Source organism: Providencia sp. 2.29 (assembly GCF_015832305.1).
GTDB classification, from domain to species: Bacteria; Pseudomonadota; Gammaproteobacteria; order Enterobacterales; family Enterobacteriaceae; genus Providencia; species Providencia stuartii.
Genome location: NZ_CP065420.1, coordinates 3,960,194 through 3,978,780, shown reverse-complemented (window position 1 = coordinate 3,978,780; position 18,587 = coordinate 3,960,194). Strand labels below are relative to the sequence as shown.

At 37.7% G+C, this 18,587-nt stretch carries 19 protein-coding genes and 5 pseudogenes; 11 read left to right on the top strand and 13 right to left on the bottom strand.

Annotation, left to right across the window (positions count from 1 at the left end):
* Positions 1-222: 222 nt before the first annotated feature.
* The 6 genes from I3B46_RS21935 (at position 223) to I3B46_RS18810 (ending at position 6,443) form a co-directional block, all read left to right on the top strand.
* Positions 223-375, top strand: coding sequence for a helix-turn-helix transcriptional regulator (locus tag I3B46_RS21935; RefSeq protein ID WP_220683407.1), 153 nt, complete (start codon positions 223-225; stop codon positions 373-375).
* Between the two features lie 513 nt (positions 376-888).
* Positions 889-1,680 carry a hypothetical protein gene (locus I3B46_RS18830; protein ID WP_196993117.1) on the top strand — a complete coding sequence of 264 codons (792 nt, stop codon included), beginning with the start codon at positions 889-891 and terminating at the stop codon, positions 1,678-1,680.
* A 477-nt stretch (positions 1,681-2,157) separates the two neighbouring features.
* The gene (locus tag I3B46_RS18825; RefSeq protein WP_231405879.1) at positions 2,158-2,739 is read left to right on the top strand and encodes an inovirus Gp2 family protein; all 582 of its coding nucleotides are present in this window, start codon (positions 2,158-2,160) and stop codon (positions 2,737-2,739) included.
* A gap of 100 nt (positions 2,740-2,839) precedes the next feature.
* A complete protein-coding gene (locus tag I3B46_RS18820) occupies positions 2,840-3,070 on the top strand; it encodes a helix-turn-helix transcriptional regulator (protein WP_163762190.1) in 231 nt (76 codons plus the stop codon).
* Positions 3,071-3,714: 644 nt separating this feature from the next.
* Positions 3,715-5,532 carry a hypothetical protein gene (locus I3B46_RS18815; protein WP_163762189.1) on the top strand — a complete coding sequence of 606 codons (1,818 nt, stop codon included), beginning with the start codon at positions 3,715-3,717 and terminating at the stop codon, positions 5,530-5,532.
* A 191-nt stretch (positions 5,533-5,723) separates the two neighbouring features.
* Complete coding sequence (locus tag I3B46_RS18810; RefSeq protein ID WP_196993116.1) at positions 5,724-6,443, top strand: ATP-binding protein; 720 nt, start codon at positions 5,724-5,726, stop codon at positions 6,441-6,443.
* A 362-nt stretch (positions 6,444-6,805) separates the two neighbouring features.
* Here the strand turns inward: I3B46_RS18810 and I3B46_RS18805 are convergent, their stop codons facing one another.
* Positions 6,806-7,510 carry an IS6 family transposase gene (locus tag I3B46_RS18805; RefSeq protein WP_121875320.1) on the bottom strand — a complete coding sequence of 235 codons (705 nt, stop codon included), beginning with the start codon at positions 7,508-7,510 and terminating at the stop codon, positions 6,806-6,808.
* On the opposite strand from I3B46_RS18805, the gene I3B46_RS18800 reads away from it, so the two are divergent.
* From I3B46_RS18800 to dmsD, 3 genes and pseudogenes are all read left to right on the top strand, one after another.
* Positions 7,487-7,906 carry a transposase gene (locus I3B46_RS18800; protein ID WP_231405878.1) on the top strand — a complete coding sequence of 140 codons (420 nt, stop codon included), beginning with the start codon at positions 7,487-7,489 and terminating at the stop codon, positions 7,904-7,906. The genes I3B46_RS18805 and I3B46_RS18800 overlap by 24 nt on opposite strands.
* Positions 7,907-7,936: 30 nt before the next feature.
* Positions 7,937-8,350 (top strand): annotated as a pseudogene (locus tag I3B46_RS18795) (glycogen/starch/alpha-glucan phosphorylase); the annotation flags it as partial.
* 32 nt (positions 8,351-8,382) lie between these two features.
* Positions 8,383-8,814 (top strand): annotated as a pseudogene (gene dmsD / locus I3B46_RS18790) (Tat proofreading chaperone DmsD); the annotation flags it as partial.
* A 130-nt stretch (positions 8,815-8,944) separates the two neighbouring features.
* On the opposite strand, the gene I3B46_RS22560 reads toward dmsD, so the two are convergent.
* The 4 genes and pseudogenes from I3B46_RS22560 to tnpA all read right to left on the bottom strand — a co-directional run bounded on the left by I3B46_RS22560 (position 8,945) and on the right by tnpA (position 11,128).
* The gene (locus I3B46_RS22560) at positions 8,945-9,265 is read right to left on the bottom strand and encodes a hypothetical protein (RefSeq protein ID WP_129949672.1); all 321 of its coding nucleotides are present in this window, start codon (positions 9,263-9,265) and stop codon (positions 8,945-8,947) included.
* Between the two features lie 422 nt (positions 9,266-9,687).
* Positions 9,688-9,888: a helix-turn-helix domain-containing protein gene (locus I3B46_RS18780; RefSeq protein WP_070925360.1), complete on the bottom strand. Its 201-nt coding sequence runs from the start codon at positions 9,886-9,888 to the stop codon at positions 9,688-9,690.
* Between the two features lie 2 nt (positions 9,889-9,890).
* Positions 9,891-10,451 (bottom strand): hypothetical protein, encoded by a 561-nt coding sequence (locus I3B46_RS18775; protein WP_129765235.1) that lies wholly within the window; start codon positions 10,449-10,451, stop codon positions 9,891-9,893.
* Positions 10,452-10,794: 343 nt separating this feature from the next.
* Positions 10,795-11,128: pseudogene (tnpA, locus tag I3B46_RS18770) on the bottom strand (IS200/IS605 family transposase).
* A gap of 91 nt (positions 11,129-11,219) precedes the next feature.
* Between tnpA and I3B46_RS18765 the strand changes: the two are divergent.
* Positions 11,220-11,435, top strand: a pseudogene (locus tag I3B46_RS18765) (helix-turn-helix domain-containing protein); the annotation flags it as partial.
* A gap of 71 nt (positions 11,436-11,506) precedes the next feature.
* The gene (locus I3B46_RS18760; RefSeq protein ID WP_163762187.1) at positions 11,507-11,761 is read left to right on the top strand and encodes a hypothetical protein; all 255 of its coding nucleotides are present in this window, start codon (positions 11,507-11,509) and stop codon (positions 11,759-11,761) included.
* 20 nt (positions 11,762-11,781) lie between these two features.
* Here the strand turns inward: I3B46_RS18760 and I3B46_RS22785 are convergent.
* The 8 genes and pseudogenes from I3B46_RS22785 to I3B46_RS21925 form a co-directional block, all read right to left on the bottom strand.
* A pseudogene (locus I3B46_RS22785) lies at positions 11,782-11,947 on the bottom strand (IS256 family transposase); the annotation flags it as partial.
* Between the two features lie 212 nt (positions 11,948-12,159).
* The gene (locus tag I3B46_RS18745) at positions 12,160-12,420 is read right to left on the bottom strand and encodes a PAAR domain-containing protein (RefSeq protein ID WP_129765238.1); all 261 of its coding nucleotides are present in this window, start codon (positions 12,418-12,420) and stop codon (positions 12,160-12,162) included.
* A 15-nt stretch (positions 12,421-12,435) separates the two neighbouring features.
* Entirely contained in the window at positions 12,436-13,143 is a 708-nt protein-coding gene (locus tag I3B46_RS18740) for an Imm52 family immunity protein (protein ID WP_129765239.1), read from the bottom strand.
* Between the two features lie 9 nt (positions 13,144-13,152).
* Positions 13,153-13,854, bottom strand: a complete 702-nt coding sequence (locus I3B46_RS18735) for a restriction endonuclease fold toxin 5 domain-containing protein (RefSeq protein ID WP_129765240.1) — start codon at positions 13,852-13,854, stop codon at positions 13,153-13,155.
* 1 nt (position 13,855) lies between these two features.
* A complete protein-coding gene (locus I3B46_RS18730) occupies positions 13,856-14,194 on the bottom strand; it encodes a hypothetical protein (protein WP_129765241.1) in 339 nt (112 codons plus the stop codon).
* A complete protein-coding gene (locus I3B46_RS18725) occupies positions 14,191-14,685 on the bottom strand; it encodes a DUF4123 domain-containing protein (RefSeq protein WP_129765242.1) in 495 nt (164 codons plus the stop codon). The genes I3B46_RS18730 and I3B46_RS18725 overlap by 4 nt, the downstream gene beginning before the upstream one ends.
* Entirely contained in the window at positions 14,672-16,828 is a 2,157-nt protein-coding gene (locus I3B46_RS18720; protein WP_231405877.1) for a type VI secretion system Vgr family protein, read from the bottom strand. The genes I3B46_RS18725 and I3B46_RS18720 overlap by 14 nt, the downstream gene beginning before the upstream one ends.
* Positions 16,829-17,073: 245 nt before the next feature.
* Positions 17,074-18,174 carry a hypothetical protein gene (locus I3B46_RS21925; protein WP_231405876.1) on the bottom strand — a complete coding sequence of 367 codons (1,101 nt, stop codon included), beginning with the start codon at positions 18,172-18,174 and terminating at the stop codon, positions 17,074-17,076.
* Between the last annotated feature and the right edge of the window lie 413 nt (positions 18,175-18,587).

Here is an 18,587-nt window from a genome sequence, read left to right as displayed (position 1 = left end):
TTAAAACTGAAGGCTTATAGTTGCCAAAGAAAAATCATTCCACTTGATAATTTAATTTTAAACTCAATTGAATATGTTGAATGCAAGCATCATCAACTTCACTTCTGATGTAAATAATTACATAGCAATGAGATTGTTTGATAAGTCATATCATCATCTCATCGTTGTTATGACTTCCGCCTTTTAAGTTTAATGCAGGAGTTTCATTAAATGTACACCTAGATAAATTCGTTCTTAGATGAACAATTTATTGATGTGAAGTTTATTAGACGTTTAAGCGGATTAAATGATAAATGGTTTTACAAGCTGCTTCATGAAGGCTCATTTCCGAAACCGATTAAACTCGGTCGTAGTTCTCGTTGGACTGAAAAATGAAGTTTAAATTTAGCTGTAAATTCGAATTACAGAGTCAAGAAAATAAATAACCACCTTTATTGTAATTTAAATGTTCATATTTAAATTTAACGATACTCAAGTACGCTTGTTATAAAGTAGTAATATCATGCAAATTTAATTAATAAAGGTAATAAAATGAAAAAGCTACCAAAATGTAAACGAAATAATTGCCAAAATAGGGTGCTAGATATCCCGGAAGCGAGGCGCGCCTATTTGTGCGCAACCCACTATTCAACACGCTTACGCAATCAACAAAATAGATTACTAAAAGCCACACAAAACTGTGCACGACAGGGGTGTGATAAAACCCTCTTAGGGACGCATAACCAAAAATTTTGCTCAAATGAATGTCGGCATCTCGCTTCTCGATTAATTAATGATGAGGTCATTTTCAGGATTATTAATCACTCATATTGGCGAAATGTAGAACGTTTTATTAAACGTAATCCGAAAGGGTTGGCGTCAATAAATCATCTTAATGATATTGCTGACATGGTTCATTTATATGAGAGAAAAGCAGAATATCAAAAATCCTATGTCCATTATGATGAGAATGAAAAAGGCCTCGTACTGAAGCCGTTTATGGATTTAGCCGTGTGCCATCGTTATCCCAATTCAGAAGGAGGCATGAATACACTCGCAAATATGCTTATCGGACCGGGAAAAGTGAATCGCTTACGCTCAAATCACTTGCCGAAAAAGAGTCATATCGAGCCCCTTAATGGAGTAAAGTCAATGCAGAGTCCGATTAAACTCGAAACAACCTTGTTTCATGGATTAACCGATATGTTCAGCGAGAGTGAAATGGTGGCCTTATTTCACCGAATTGGTCGACTGAGCGAATTTCATTTTTATAAAGAAAAGAAAAATAACTTACCAGTTACATTATCGCATGCACTACTTGAAATGCCTTTCACCAAATTATTGCTTGATGAATGCCATCGAATCGGGTTGTCACATGTTGTGACTAAAATGCATCTCATCCAAAAAATATTTGTTTTTGATTATGATTTTATTGAGATATCTTCGATTTGTTTGTTTTACAGTCTATTATCGGGGGATGAAGGCGATTTATTAAAGGCATTATTGATGCTGTCAGATTATCAGATAGTGAATACGTTAGACCGGACGACATTTCAACAAGTTTCCCTAAGTCGTATTAAAGATGATTGGATTCAACGAATTTTGAGTTATGTATCTATTTATTTTGATACGGAGATTGCAACAGAGGCTCAGCGTTTAGCCTTTTATGCTTCTTTTTTTTCTTTTCCAAAGCGCCAATGAGTATCAATTAATGAGCATGAGTAGCCTTATGACACAAAATGGCAGGAAAGAAAGCCGATGCACTTGAGAGGGGCAATGTGTGTGCAGGAATTGATGTTTTAGTGTTGTTGAGATATTGAGGTAAAATAGAATGTCATTTTCATCGGGTGAGTTTTTTCTTTTTTTACGTCAAACTTGGATTTATTTTAAGTGATTACCATAATACAAGCTCGTATTTTAGCACGTGTTTATCTAGGTTACGCTGCAGTTATTAAAGAAATATAATGTTGTATATAAGTATATAAGTATATAAGTATATAAGTATATAAGTATATAAGTATATAAGTATATATAGAGTGATTAAACAAATGATATTCATGATGTTAATTATTATAGTGTATTTATGATAATACTAATTACTTTAGATAGATAATGTAATTGAATGAATATAAACCATCTTATATGAAGTGCTAATCACAGTTAAATATGAGAGGTATAATGATGTCGAAGGGTACTCATAATCTTTATTACCAAAAAAGAATTGAACAAGCTGTTAATAAATCACTCAGTGAGTTTAAACGACTATCTATCTTTAGAATTGATTTACGATCCCCTTATGGAAGAACCGACTATGAGGATGACCATAAAGTGATTACTCGATTTTTAGATTCGTTAAAATTAAGAATAAAGACTGATGTTAAAAATAAAAGTTTATTGTGGAAACGGAATTTAAACGTAAACGTCGATTATGTTTGGGTAAGAGAGGTTGGGGAGATTAATTGTAAAGCTCATTACCATGTTGCCTTATTCCTAAATAAAGATGTTTATTATAGTACGGGGCATTATCATGAAGGTAATAATTTGGCTAGATTAATTATTAATGCTTGGAATAGTGCATTGGGATTAGTGAATGATCCGCCTGAGGGATTGGTGCGTTTTTCTGGTTACTATTATATAGAACAAGGAAAAACGTATTATCATTATGCTTATAAAAATGCGATGAACGCATTAAATTATTTTGCAAAAGATTATACAAAACCTTATCACGATAGTTATCGTTGTTTTGGGTGTAGTCAATAAGTAATTTTTTACATATCGGGGATATGATTTGAGAAGTCATATCCCGATAATTATCTCGATATCACTTCTGCCTTTTTATTTCAAAGACAGGAGTTTCCCAATGAATAATATGAAAACATCTTTACTGGACGATCAGTTAGTCGATATTAAATTTATCACTCATCTGACAGGATTAACGGATAAGTGGTTTTATAAACTCATTCAAGACGGTGAGTTTCCCAAACCGATTAAACTGGGACGCAGCTCAAGATGGCTGAAAAGTGAAGTAGAACAGTGGTTACAAGTGCGCATTGATGAATCGAGAGGGGGCAACTCCGCCCTTGGATCCTAAGGCACTAGCGCGAGTCGCCGTGCATTTTCCATAGCATACCTACCCATTACCCACCAACTCAATTTCAACCACACCTGGTGCGATTGAATGCGCTCTAGGCAAAGCTACGCCCTAAACATACGAACCTGGCTCGATACGCATGCAGGCACAGCTCAGTGGTCTTCTAAGTTTCAAGGTGGGTTGCCGAGTGTGGATCATGAATGTTGGGTACTCAGAACGTTTAGTTTAAATTTTACAGAAGGAGCACACCCATGCTTAAATTACATGAAGTCAAAATGTCTCTCGCCCTAACGCAGAACAGGGATGCTTTTTTATATTGGTTAAGAAATGTTGCTTTGCCATTTAGTGTTTAAGAAAAAACACTACTCTTAGTTGCTTTGGCTCATTCCAATAGTAAATGATGCCGCAGGTCGATTGATAGGGTATTCGGGCTTATGTGCTCCGTCGATTAGAGCACATTAGGAAGCTGCTGATTGGATTGGATAAATTTGGGTCGTACACCAGTTGGTAGTAACTGAGATTTTTGCAGAAGATGATTCCACATCAGCTTTCTTTGTTTAGAATCCGTTAGAATGAAAGCCTTATCGTTAAGCTATCTTGTTCTTCATGAATCAACAAAGTCAGAAAATTAGGTTAGAGAAAGAATGAATCATAAAACATACAATAAGTTCCCTAAAGGTTCACAATGGCGAAAGTGGGATCTGCACCTACATACGCCCTATACAAACCTTAACCCGTATACCGCAACAGATGAGCAATTTATCTCTAAACTAAAAGCCGAAGAGATTTCGGCAGTGGCTTTGACAAATTACTACTTTTTCAAAGATGAAGAATTCACTTTGAAGAGCAAGCTCGAATCAGAAGGTATAACTACTTTCTTAAACCTTGAATTGAGAAGTTCATACACGAATACCGATGAGAAGTGTTGCGATATACATGTGATCTTCAGTGATGATGTGTCTAAGGAAGAAATACAGAATCTGTTAGTCAAGTTAAGCTTGAATGTTGGTGCAGCAAAGAAGATGGCTCATGGACTTAAACCCCAAGATCTGCAATCCGCAACTGTTGAATTTTCTCATCTACATGAAATTTTGAATGACGAAGCGTTAGGGTTACAGGGTAGATTTTTTATTGGGTTTCTCTCTCGTGGACACGGCAATGCTCGTTCAAGCAGTAATTTTCAGACTGTATATGCCAAGTCAGATTTCTTGCTACATTCAACGGATAAGGTAAGTAACTTAGAAGAAGATAGAGAGTTTTGGCTTAAGAACCGTCACCCACTATTCCAAAGTAGTGATGCACATAGCTTAGAAAAGATTGGTACAAAATTCAGTTGGATTAAATCGGCTCCTACGTTTGAAGGACTAAAACAAGTTATTTATGAACCAGAAGAACGTATTTGTCTTCAAGTGACTAAGCCTGATCAAAAGCCTACTTATCAGGTTATCGATTCACTTGACTTATCGAATAGTGGTTTGTGGGAAGGAAAAATAGAACTCAATGAAAACCTGAACACAATTATTGGTGGTCGTTCTACTGGTAAATCGTCCCTATTGGCTTCGATAGCTTATAAGTTAGGGAAGTTTTCAACAGATAATGAACGGTATCACAACTATATTTCATCAATTGCATCCTCAGTCAAGGTGAACTGGAAAGATGGAAATGATGATGTAGATAGAGATGTTGACTACTTCCCTCAAAGTTTTATGTACACACTGGCAAGTGATGACACTAAACGGAACAAACTTATCTCAGGAATTATAAAGAAGAAAGACGAAAATGCTATTTTGGATAGATATTCTGAATTTGTTGCATCTCAGAAGTCTAAACAAGAGACTCTAATTTCAAGTCTTTTCGCTACAAAAGACGCTATCACCAGGAAGGAAGAGGAACTTTCAACATTTGGTGATAAGGTTGTCGTTGAGGCTGAAATCCGTAAATTGGAAGGAGAATTGGCAGCACTCAGTGGAGATTTTAGTGCCGATGAGAAAGCTGAGTATGAACAGGTTCAAACTGAACTAAGATCGATCAATGAAAAACTAACGCGACTTGATAAGATTTCTACTGAACTTACAGAACTAACAAAACAAAACTTTTTTAAAGATACAGATATTGAAGACAAAATCTCTGAACCCAACTTAGGAAAGTTGTTCTCTGATAAGTACAATCAGTTAAAAAAGGATTTTGAGAAGAGTTGGCTTACTTTTATTGCAGAGAGAGAAGTGGTTCTATCTGATAGAGTTAAAGAGCTTACTTTGCAAAAAGAACAGAATGAAACGAAGCCTATTTATATTAAAGGGCAAGAGCTGTTACATAATGATATCGCAGCCCAACAATTAACAAATTCCTTGAATGTGGAAAGGAAAAAACTAACTGAAATTGAACAAAAAGAAGAAGAATTAAGCAAGCTAAGAGCCTATCTCAATAGGAGCTACATTCATCACCTTACCCAGCCATATTGATGTTTAAAAGTCAGGCTATATAAGGTTTTGGTTACAGTGATAATATATTTTTATGCGGTAATTAATCCCTATTGAGATAGGCTCTAAATAAAGCGCAAGCTTCTCTTTCAGAACAACTGGCTGAATCGCATGAAGAGTATAAAGAACAGTCAAATAAATTAAGTGAACAACTTAAATTTAGCGGTGGTGACTTGGAAGTTACAGTTACTTGTTCTTTTGATAACGAAATAATTAGTAATATTTTATCAGAACAGTTGATTCAAAGAAGTAATGATCAAAAGCAATTAGTAACTGATTTTTGTACTCAATATCCAGAAGATCCAAAAGAAACAGTCCGTTCACTCATTTCCATTGCAATGAGTAATCAACTACAATGCAAAGGTAGCCATACTCCGCAGTCTACTTTGACTCAGGTTCTTAGTACAAATACCTATAAACAAGATTATGAATTGACGTATCAAAATGACAGTTTTGAAAATATGTCTCAAGGAAAACAAGCGTTTGTAGTGCTAAAACTCCTCTTAGAGTTTAGTGATAAAATTTGTCCTGTTTTAATTGACCAACCAGAAGACAGTCTTGACAATCGAGCCATTTACAATGAGTTAGTTAAATATCTCAAGTTAAAGAAAAAAGATAGACAAATTATTCTGGTTACACATAATCCGAATGTAGTTGTAAGTGCAGATGCAGAACAGGTCATCGTAGCAAACCAAAATGATGTCAAACTACAAAATGAATCTGGAATGAAGTTTCAATATGTTAGCGGTGGGATAGAACACTCTAAACCTAAAGATAATAAATGTGATGTGTTCCTATATTCTCAAGGAATAAGAGAGCATATTTGTGAAGTATTGGAAGGCGGTAATGAAGCATTCAGAAAGCGTGAGCAAAAGTATCAACTCAGAATGTAATATTTTAACCTAACCAGAATATTAAGCATCCTTCGGGATGCTTTTTTTATCAAAGTTTCAATATAAAATAAATACTAGAGCGATACAGTAACGCCTTGTCACGTTTACCTGACATGAGATGCATAAAATTTAGGATAAGAAAAAATGAAATTTACTTTATTGCCATTTGGTAATCCCCCCGTTTTTAACCGAGGTTATAAGTAGAATCAGGTAATTCGTTGTAGATGTTGCATTGGGGTATAGCCATTCAACGCCATGTTCGACCGTTCGTGATTATAAAACCATTGCCACCGTGTAGCATAGTCTTGTAAGGCTCTGTTGCAAATAGAATCGTGAAGCTGAGCTTTTCCGCTCAAAGTGGATTAAAGTCCGAATACTCTATTCACGAGGCGCACTTCTCCTAACGGTTGGCCATAGTAAAAATGTTCTGCTTGACCTTTGCGAAGCGCACGCATCACCTCAATTCCTTTAATGGTCGCATGTGCTGTTTTAATTGATTTAAACCCTAAGGTGGGATTTATCACGCGCTTCAATTTTCCATGATCACATTCAATGACATTATTGTGAAATTTGATTTGTCGATGTTCTACATGTGTAGGGCATTTTCCTTCTTCTTTGAGAAGGTTAAGCGCTCGGCCATAAGATGCGGCTTTATCTGTATTGATAACCCTGGGGATTTGCCATTTTTTAACGCGATTGAATATTTTTCTTAAAAATCGATAAGCTGCCTTGGTATTACGACGAGGCGAGAGATAAAATTCAATGGTGTACCCTCGGCTATCGACAGCTCGGTAAAGGTACGTCCATTTCCCATTCACTTTGATATAAGTTTCGTCTAAATGCCAATTGTTGAGGTCGGAGGGATTACACCAATACCAACGTAACCGCTTTTCTATTTCTGGTGCATAACGTTGAACCCAGCGATAGATTGTCGTGTGATCTACATTTACACCGCGCTCAGCCAACATTTCCTGAAGTTCTCGGTAACTGATACCGTATTTGCAGTACCAACGTACAGCCCAAAGAATGATAATACCAGTGAAATGACGACCTTTAAATGCATTCACCAAACGGACCTCATTAATGAAATAGTTAATTTAGCATACCGGCTACTTAAACTTTGCAACAGTGCCCATGATGTGAGTTATGCAGAAACATTGGTTACCTCTTCACCGGAAGCCGAAGTTGTTATTGCAGATAAAGGCTATGACTGTGAAGCCTTACGGCAGTTGATAAAAAGCCGTCGGGGTCAGCATGTCATCCCAAGAAAAGGGAATAGTAAACAAGGGAATAAAGATATTGATTGGTGCTTATATCGATATCGTCATTTAGTTGAAAATGCCTTCCTAAAAATAAAGAAATATCGAGCAGTGGCGACTCGGTATGACAAATTAGCCCGAAATTATGAAAGTGTTGTTGCTTTAGCATTTTCAATCATGTGGCTCCCAATGTGGGTCGATTGAAATATGCACTACAAAGATAAACACGCTCTAGCTAACCCTGAAAAAAATTGGGTACCTCGTGTGGTGATTTTTTCAGGTAAAGCGGCCTCATCCTATAGTGCGGCTAAAAAAATTATTCATCTCATCAACGATGTTGCTACCGTTATTAATAATGACCAACGCATTGATTCACGGCTAAAAGTCGTTTTTATCCCTGATTACAGTGTCAGTTTGGCCCAAAAAATTATCCCTGCGACCGATCTTTCTGAACAAATATCTCTCGCAGGTACTGAAGCGTCGGGAACGGGTAATATGAAATTTGCACTAAATGGGGCGTTAACAATAGGCACATTAGATGGCGCCAATGTTGCACAAAATATTTGCAATATGGGCTTTCTTTCGTCAGATAGAACGATAAAAGACTATGCTTCTCAAATTTGGCACATTAATCCTATTATTTTGTGAGTATATGATTTAGCCGTCAATTAGCTGTTTTGCAGACAGATAATGAAAGCTTAGATGAAGCTTATCAGCGGCTATTTATTGGCCCTTACGCATTGCCATCACCGCCATGGGGTTCTGTGTGGCTAGATAAAGAAAATGTCATTTTTGGTGATTCCACACTGCAATTACGTGAATGGATGCAACATAATCACATTGATATTTGTTTAACGCAAAATGAACCTGAAGATCATTTTGGTTTGATGTTGATGATGGTGGCATGGGTTGCTGAGAATGAGCCGCTTAAATTAAATGAGTTATTAGCTCAGCATTTATTGCCTTGGGCGTTCCATTATCTCAATAAACTGCAAGCTAATGTCAATTTTCCATTTTATGTTGGGTTGGCAGAGTTAGCGCAATTGACGCTGACAGGTTGGCAGAATTCATTAAAGATTGATGTGGCCGACAAAGAGATCTTTTTCCGCTAGAAAATATTAGTGAACGATATAGCCATTAAAATGGCTATATCGTCATTGTTATTAAATAATAACGTTTGTTATTTGAAATAATGGCTTTTCTAATTCAACTTTTTTGAAGTGAAAAATATTGATACAGCTATTAATTAAATGGAATTATTATACCCAAGTTATCTGAATAGTGATTCAATGCTCGAGTTCCCCCTTGATAAAATTGCTCTTGTCGCTCATCAAGATATTGTCTGTATTTAGTTACATTAAAATTAAAGTATTTTGATTGATTTGTGTTTTTAATCATGTAGTTGTTGGATGGTGACTCACCGAGCTTCCCATTGAAAATTAAGGGGTCTTTCTTTGGGTAAATATAGTTATAAATTAATTCATTATTATTGTTTAAATCATTCAAAGCAAAGCTATGAACTGGAATAATAAAGGTCATGAAAACAAATAGTAATTTAATCATGTTTAAAGTCTCATATCAACTTGGGTTAGAATGTAGTGTATTTTTAGTTTAATAACGCAATTAAATTAAGCGGCTGTAATAAATTTTTTCTATTGATTTTTTTATTGTTAAATATAAGCCCTCAGAATTATTTTTATATTTTAAATGAGAGATAATATCTCCGTTTGAAATATAGTTAGATGTATTGTAATTCAAAATGTAGCTACCTAACGAATAATATGATAAGTATAAAAACAGTGCAAAAATAAAGTATTTTATTTTCATTTTTAAAAGCTTATTAACGATATGTATAAGATAGCATTTTTATTTAATTTTGTTATTTTTATAAACGAGTTTTCTGGTTTAACTATTTGATATATAGTGATTTTTTATTATATCATGATTTTTTGTAAGTAATTTTTATCAATAACCTTAATAAAGGTTTAAGTATATTTAATAATATCTCCAGGCTGACAATCTAAAATTTCGCATAGTTTTTCTAGTGTGGAAAATTTAATTCCTTTTATTTTCCCATTTTTGAGCAAGGATAAGTTTGCCTCGGTGATCCCTAGCTCTAAAGCTAAATCCTTTGATTTTATTTTTTTCTCAACCATCAAAACATCTAGAGTTATTATTATAGGCATAGTTATATATACTGTTGATTTTCATCACTAATTTTTTTGGCTTCTTTCATTATTAGTGCGAGAGAGAGGATCATAATGCCGTAAATTATCTCACGCATTGCATTTAAAGAAAACCCTAAATAAAAGACAAAAATGCGTTCACCAGGTGGTAAACTTATTGATAATGCTAAACTTGTTAATGAGCCTAACATACCATTCACGATAGGTGTTATGACTGCTAATATTCCACCGATAAAGAGTGTTTTGATATTTCGTTGTGTCCAAATTTCGCCTTTTGATGCTTCAAAAAAGAAATAACCAACAAAAAATAGGCTTATAGAAGAAATTAAAACAGGAATATGTGTTAGTAGCATTAGTAATATCACACTTATGGAACTTAGTTCAATACTCTTGTCTAACAACGTCGGATCAATGTTTCCGATTATCCCGTACAACATTTGTTCTTTTTGAGTTGCCCAAAAATAGTAATCACAAACTAGATCTGCGATTGCCATTATCCAAATTATAAAAGCGACTGATTTAGAATAAAAAAATAATTTTTTCTTACTTTTGCTCATTTCCATTTATCCACATAGACCTTGTGTTAGTACATTAATTATCAAATTATAATAAAAAATTATCGTAGTAAAGAAAAAGATTATCGTTTCATGATAATTTTATTTTCTGTATATGCGGTGTTTAAGAATGAGGTTTATAAATTTGAGTTAGGTTGAATTGTTTTGTCTGGCCATGATGGAAAACATATCAGTTGTGATACCAATTTGACGGAAATAGGGAGGCCATATCCGATTATTTTTTCTTCGGGTATAGGGGGAATCAAAGAGTCGGTTTAAAATCTATTTGTCTTATCCAATGCGCCGTAAAACCCTGTCCTTCAGGGCAGGGATATAAGGCGCGGTTTTTCACCTAACCTGGTGTTTGCTGTTGCTCAATGTATTGCCGAATGATGGATATTGGCGCACCTCCGCAACTACCGGCAAAGTAGCTTGGACTCCACAGAACGCCTTTGTAGTAATATCTACCTGCAATATCAGGCCGATCACGCCGCAACAATCGACTTGAAACACCTTTCAAGCTGTTAACAAGGTGAGATATCGCTAATTTCGGTGGATAGTTGACCAGTAGATGCACATGATCAGCTTCACCATCCATCTCCAAAGTCTGCACATACACTTGCGAAATAGCCGCGCAGCTTCTCAATAGCGTCCTGATCAAATATTTTCCGGCGATATTTAGCCACAAAAACCAAGTGAACATGCATTAGAAACACACAGTTTCTACCGCGGCGGATATCCGTTTCTTTTTTCATAGACCAAAGTATAATTGTGAATATGAAACGACTTCAAGCCTTCAAATTTCAGTTAAGACCAAATGGTCAACAGGAGCCCGACATGCGGCGCTTTGCTGGGGCTTGTCGTTTCGTTTTTAACCGTGCGCTGGCACTTCAGAATGAGAACCATGAAGCGGGAAATAAATACATCCCCTACACTAAAATGGCTTCATGGCTCATTGAGTGGAAATCCCACTCTGATCCCCAATGGCTAAAAATGATAGAAACAAATTGAAACTTATACTTACATAAATATACAATGTCGAAAATACTAATACTTGAGGTAATATGATGAAGTCTAAGGCTGCGTTTGTTATGTTGGCGCTACTAGGTTTGGTTGGGTGTTCTACAAATAGATTGGATGCCTCAGCATCAAAAGAAGTACCGATGGAAAGAATGTCTTGGGAGTCGGATAGATATAAGAATGAAGGGAAAAGTGAAGTGGTCATAAAAAGATATGCGGGTTATGAGGGGATGGGGTGTTCTCAACAAATTTATTTTAATGGAATGAAATTGTCAGAACGAGACTGTAAAAGATTTTGAGAAAATGGCTGGTTTCACTGTTAAATCCGATCCTGATACATGATCTCGAACTGTGCCATCGCTGGCTTCTAGTTGCGTATGGCATAGTCCACTTTTTGAAGCCTGATTCAAGGCCAAGTACAGCGACTCAATGGCATTGGTGGTATAAATGGCCTTGCGTATCTCAACTGGGTAGTCGAAGAACACACGTGAATTAACCAAAAGTGTAATAACGCTCAACATCCTCTTCCACATACTCTTGGTGTGTATATCGATGCTCTTCGTAGTAATAATAATTTTTATCACGCCCAATAGTAGGCTTAATCACTGTAAAGGTCTCAACATCAACACCTTCAAGTAAATGTTCCTGACACCAGATGTTTTGCCCAACACGGCAAAAATTGCTTTTTGGATAAAAATTATTTACCCGTGATTGAACTCTGTGATGCAATTAAAGTAGCACCACAGGCAGTTTTCATCCCCTCAAGAGCAAGACTTTTTCCGTTATATTTCATTGTGGCAGAGCCTTCTACAATCGCGTAGATACCTTTGCATTTAGGGCAACTGACTTCATCCCCGACAACTGCTGCTGCGCGACCTTTCAATACAAAGTTTTCTTGAGCTGAAATAACCTTACCACCATGAGAAGTACTGTCACCAAGCCGAATTATTGAAGGCATATTGTATCGTCTCTTTTAGCTATAAATATCTTGATATGTTGGTAATAGTCCATACGCAGCTAGTTGGATTTCAATTTCATTAGCTTTTTTAATATGTAGTTCATCAGTACCATCAAATACCTCATTTGTACTGATCATTAGCGTTCCCGTATTTTTTTCATTTTCAATATTGATAAGCTGAGCTGCCATTGGCACTTGTTCTTTTGTCACTTCTTTATTTAAATAAAGCATCCAGCCTACTGGAATTCTTTCAGGGAAAACATTTTTCTCTTCCATTTGATAATGATTTGTTTGAACAAATATAACAGCAACATTATCTTTATTACTTAAGATGCCCAACAGTGCATTTTTTAATCTCTCCGCTAACCCAATGACATTTTTTACTTTCAATGAAAAAGTAAGTCGAAAATTATCTAAACTCTTACAAAGATAATTTTGTATCCTTATATTATCACTACTTCCATTCCAAATTGAGGTTACGAATATCGGAGGAGTTTTATTTAATTTTTTAATAAGTAAGTCTGCTACTACGGAATTGATTAGGCCGTTATCAATTATTTTATGCTTCAGTGCATCTTCTTTAGTTTTCCCGGTTAAAAACCAGCGTTCAGAATTATTTATTTCTTTTATTGACTCTGAAAAGAATAAAATATTATTAATCGCATCTTGCGCTGTATAATTTTTCTTACTTAAATAAATTTCTATCTCTAATGAAAGGGTCATGATTAGTCCTTATGGCGTATGAAATACTACAAGATTTGAAAAAATAGAGAATTGCCCTTGAAAGTACTTAGCACTTACTGGCTCCAAAAAATGCCAGTGACAATATGGAATATTTTGTAATGAATCCAGAGCTAATTGATGCCTTCCTGCTTGAGCCATCACACCATCTACACCTTTAAACCAAGGATCACCATCCTTTTTGAAAAAATTGTCATATTTACCTTTTGCCTCTAAAAACAAGCACTCAGTTTCTCTCCACCCATCAAAAGCAACACCCTGACATTTATATTCATTGATATAATTCTTAATGCCATCATGCCCCGTTGTTGTCGAACAAATTCTTTGTTGATAAGTGACTGACGCGGCAGACCACCCTTCAATTGATTGTTTATGTGGTTCAACCTTACCTATTGCAGGGCATTTTTTACAATTAGTCGTTGATTCAATTGCGGCAACGCCAATCGTTGCACCTGCAACCGCACCCGCAGCGCCACCACTTCTGTTTCCATTGCTATCCTCATCACCGTCTATTACACCAATCTCCCCCCCAGAAGCGACGCTTTCATATTCACGCATTTTATCGTCAAGCTTTTTTTGGACATCGTCGTTGTCAGGTGAAAGCGCTATCGCCACAGCTCCCGTAGTGATAACGCCAAACCCTTCTAGTAAGGTAGTCACTTCTACAGCTGCAAGAATTAAGGGTATTGGCATACTAATTTCCCCACTCCAGACGTTTCATACTGATCCGTAAATAATCTTGGTATTGCTGCTCTGGCACTCGATTATCCTCTTCTAGCATCGCCTTAATCTGCGGAATATGCCGAAAATTAGGGTAGCAAGCCTCTATGTATAAGAAAGAACGGATTAAACGTTCCTCTTTAAACCCCAATGAAAACAGATAATTTAATGTCTCTGACAAGCGATCACTCAAGGTATCAAAGTTTTGTAATTGATCACCATACGTGTAAAAAAATTCCGTCTTAACTTGAGTTAAGTAATCATTTCGTTCAATATCCTGAATTTTCGCTAATTGTTCCTCACTGAATTTCATATCAGCATTCCTCCTTGAAATGTGTAATATTGATTATCATGACGATAATACCATTCATGAATAGGCTTCATGGCAAATTGGTGCTGAGTGTCATCCAGTAGATTTGGTATATTTTTCATTACGCGAGGGTCATAAAAACGAAACAATGCGGTTCGATTATCCGGTAGCGTGATATTCATCAACGAGGCCAAATGCACAGCAAGATTATCGATCTCAGTAGAACTAATAATCCAAGACAATGCTGGTGCGGACACTTCGAGTTTAGCAAATCGTTCTATGAACTCATTTTTTTCGGTAACATTGAATAACCACGGCCCCGCCCACGCAATTTGTGTATCGGGAAATTGGCGAAATAAAGGACTTGTCACATAACGAATAAATTTGATTTCATCACCATAAACACGTTCGTATTGCAGACCACAGACTAAACAATACAATTTTGCATCCGGATAATTGGTGAGACGATTAAGAATTAAATCAACGTTCATCATGAGTTTTCTCACCTCTAACAACGAGTATTTGCCCTGACTCTGCGGCTTTCATCAAGCAACTGATACAGATTTCTTCTGGTACAAAAGGGGTATCTGGGGGGATGCTTTGAGGTATCGATGAACCTAGCATTTTCACAATATCGGGTAATTGGCCTTGCCAACCACTGCCCGTTGACGGCGAGCCACTTCCCATATTTATCATGCCGCTAGAACTGATGCCCCCTGCATCTATTTTAATAAAGTGTCCAGCCGCCTGTAGGGTTAACTCAACACCCGCATCAATCACCACTTTCGCGCCTGCCTTTAAATGAATTTCATTGTCGCTTAGGGTATAGAAGCTATTATCCGTTTTAATGTTTAAATCTGTTTCAGTGCTGATGCTCATTGCCTGCTTAGATAAGACGCGGTACTCATTATCAACCGTTAAATGCGCATCATGTTTAATATGCTCAAGACGATTATGGCCCACAATGGTGTTTTGATTATTTAACACATCCGCATTAAAATCTTTTTGTGCATGTAGATAAATTTCTTGGCGACCGTTATAATCTTCAAAACGCAGTTCATTAAACCCTTCCCCTTTATGGGTTTTGGTTTTAAACGTGGTACGCGTCTTCTCTTCAGGTAGATTTAATGGCGGTGTGTTTCGACCATTATACGTACATCCCGTTATGATGGGTTTATCTATGTCATTGTTTAAATAGGAAATTATTACTTCCTGTCCGACTCTGGGGATCGCCATAAAGCCAAATCCATTGCCATTCCATCCCTGAGCCACCCGGACTCGACACGATGCACTGTGGTCAGCCTTTCCGCGCCTATCCCAATGAAAATAGACCGTCACCGCCCCTTGTGAATTGGTATAAATTTCCTCCCCCGGGGGCCCAACGACGGTAGCAAGTTCATTGCCATCGGCGGTGGGTTTATAACGGTAAGGTGGACGCCACTCTTGGGTACTTGGCATAAAGTTGACGGTATTGCTTAAGTGTGTACCTTCACCCCCACTGTTGTCTGCCAATGGCTGTACGCCTCGATGGTGAGCAGAAACCACCTGCCAACTGTCATTCATTTTACTGTCGGGATGATTTGCTAAACGAAATATTCGACCGGGCGCTAATTGAATACAGTTTGTATTCGCCGCACCTGTCCGGCGGTGGGTTTGTGATTGCTCATAACGAATTTTATTTAACGGTTCACCTTGTACATCTTCCTGAAAGCGTCCGTAACTCTCAAACACTTCATGTTGCTGATGAACGTCGCCAATCGTTTGGTGATTTAATGGATGCGAAGGACGTAATTGATTGTAATCTTTATCCACACGAATATCACTGCACAGTCGCTCAGCATACTGCCATGTTGTCGCAGTGCTGTCCGTTACATCTGTATCAGATTGTGGATTATAGGTAATGTCAATCCCCGCTTTCATCCCCAAACGACGGTCACTGTAGAACATCTGAGGGCCCTCTTCAAACCAAAAGGTAATTCCCTCTTCCGCCGCGAGACGACACCAGAAATCATACATCGTTTCACGCTTTTGCGTGGTATAAGGGCGTTCGAGGTGCTCTTCAGGATGATAAAGCAGTTTATCGTGCTTAACGTGTGACTCATTAAGCAAGGTTTCTAATATCTTCGGTACCGTAGTGTCTTGAAAAATGCGGCTATCTTGCTTGAGGGTCATAATCCACATTTCGGGGCGGATCACAAAGTGATACCACGTTTTCACGCCATCTGAATTCCCTTGAACGGCTTCCGCTAAAATGCCCGTAATGACCCGTTCAACCTGACCATCACGCTTGACGGTCAGTGAGGCGACTTGCCCTAAATGCGCTTGAAAATCAAGACTCGGTTCTAAACTGACCGCATTGATGCTTAAGCTAAACAAGGAAGACAGCGCTTCCGTTAAACTAAATTCGGTGACTTGTAACGTTCCCGGTAGCAATGAGCCTATTTGACACGTAAACACCAAGCCACTGGGCTCTGGATTGAGCCCTAGTGCACTGCGCAGAGCAGATCGTGCTATCTCAGACAGTTCAAGGTAGGAATTGTAATTCGCATTCTGCCACATAGCGCGTTGCGCCGTTTCAATCGTTTGCTTCGCTGAAACCGGTGACATTGAAGGGCGTTTCGGGTCTTTACTGTACATAATCAGCTCCGTACTGAAGGGCCTAGAATAGTCAACACGCCCTCATCATTCACAATGGAATAAAATAATCGTTTAAAGATTTGTGTTTAATCACATTAAAACAAGCTGTAATCTTAGACTTTACATCATAAAATCTTATTAATTCCCTGTAAATATTCAAAGGTAACCATTTGTAAATACGCATTACTGACGTAGAAAGACCGCACTAAATCACATCCATAAAAGAATAAAAGGGCATCCAATCGTTATTTTTTGCTCGGTAAGTATTTTTTGCGCGTCTTATCACTGCGACATTGTGATAAATAAAAACACTCAGGGCACCATGTCGTCATTTTTACATGAGCAGGTGTCGCTTCCCAGACATGCCCTAATGCACATTGCCAACGTAGTTTTTTCCTACTGTTCAAGTATTCAGTTGACAAGCACTTCCCACCCCGCGATATCGCCAGTTGTTGCATCTCTTCAATGGTCAACCGTAAGCTCGCATGTGCACATAACTTACACCAACTGCCTGATTTGATGCGACTGGGCTCCGCTTCCCAAACGTGGCCTTGTTCACACTGCCATGCCACTTTATGGTTTACCGAAACAAACACCGCGGCTAAGCAGCGTCCACCTCGCTCTGCCGCGATAGCTTGAAGTTCTTCGAGCGTGCCTCGTTGGCTATCATGCTTACACTCAGGGCACCAAGACCCTTTCGCATTACCAATAATCTGTGGCGTAGTTTCCCATTCATGCCCTTTCGCACAACGAAACTTGAGCTTGGTTTTCGTGTTAACATACACGTCAGACAAGCATTTACCTCCGTGTTGTTCAGCAATACGTTTTATTTTGTTGAGATAATTCGCGTTCTTGTGCTGTAGATAACAAATCGAACACCAATTTCCTGCTTTGACAAAATCGGAGGTGGCTTCCCAAATGTGCCCTTGCTCACATTGCCATAAGAGTTTACTGCGTGAATTCAGGTATTCGGAGGATAGACAAACGCCTTTACGTTTAGCGGCTAACGCCTGCATCGAGTGAAGAGAATCACGTAGGCTTTCAACATAACACCCTGTGCACCACACACCTTGGCGTAAGTAGAATGGGCGAGTGTTAATCAGGTGGCCTTGTGTACATTGCAGTTTCAGCTTTTGGTTGCCCTCTTCAGGGTTAAGCCATACCCCCCCCCAGACCGCCACGATTTGGGCGATTTTGGCCTTAAGCTGTTCAGAATAGGCTTGGGTACTTTGCCCCACATTGCTAGGCCAACTCTCAATCACAGCAAGAAAAGCACGCTGTTGTTCCGGCGGCGCATGGCGTAGAGCAAAGCCGGCTTTTTCGGGTAATTTAATTAATGTCATCATTGATCTGTTAAGAGTGACTCGTGATCTTATTAGTCAACTTAACCGATATTTTTACATTTGACTAGCATTCATAAATCCTTATTACTTATTCACGTCATGTGGTTAAACCGGATTAATGCTCTTATTTAGATTATATTGTTCTCAGTATTTAGACCTACCTTAATTTATCGACTTTGCTTTATGACAAGCCTTCTGTTTATTTGATTCTGTAGTGATTGTCACACTCATTATTAATAAATACACCCGTCAATATCATTCATATCTAAAGTCAGCACAGAAGGCTATTTACGCAATATAAATAACCTATTCAGAGCAATGTCATTAATAGTCATGATTTGTATTTACCGGTTTGCGTTTACACGCTATTTAATTCACAGAATAAAAGAGATGTTAACCTCATTCACCTCATCATC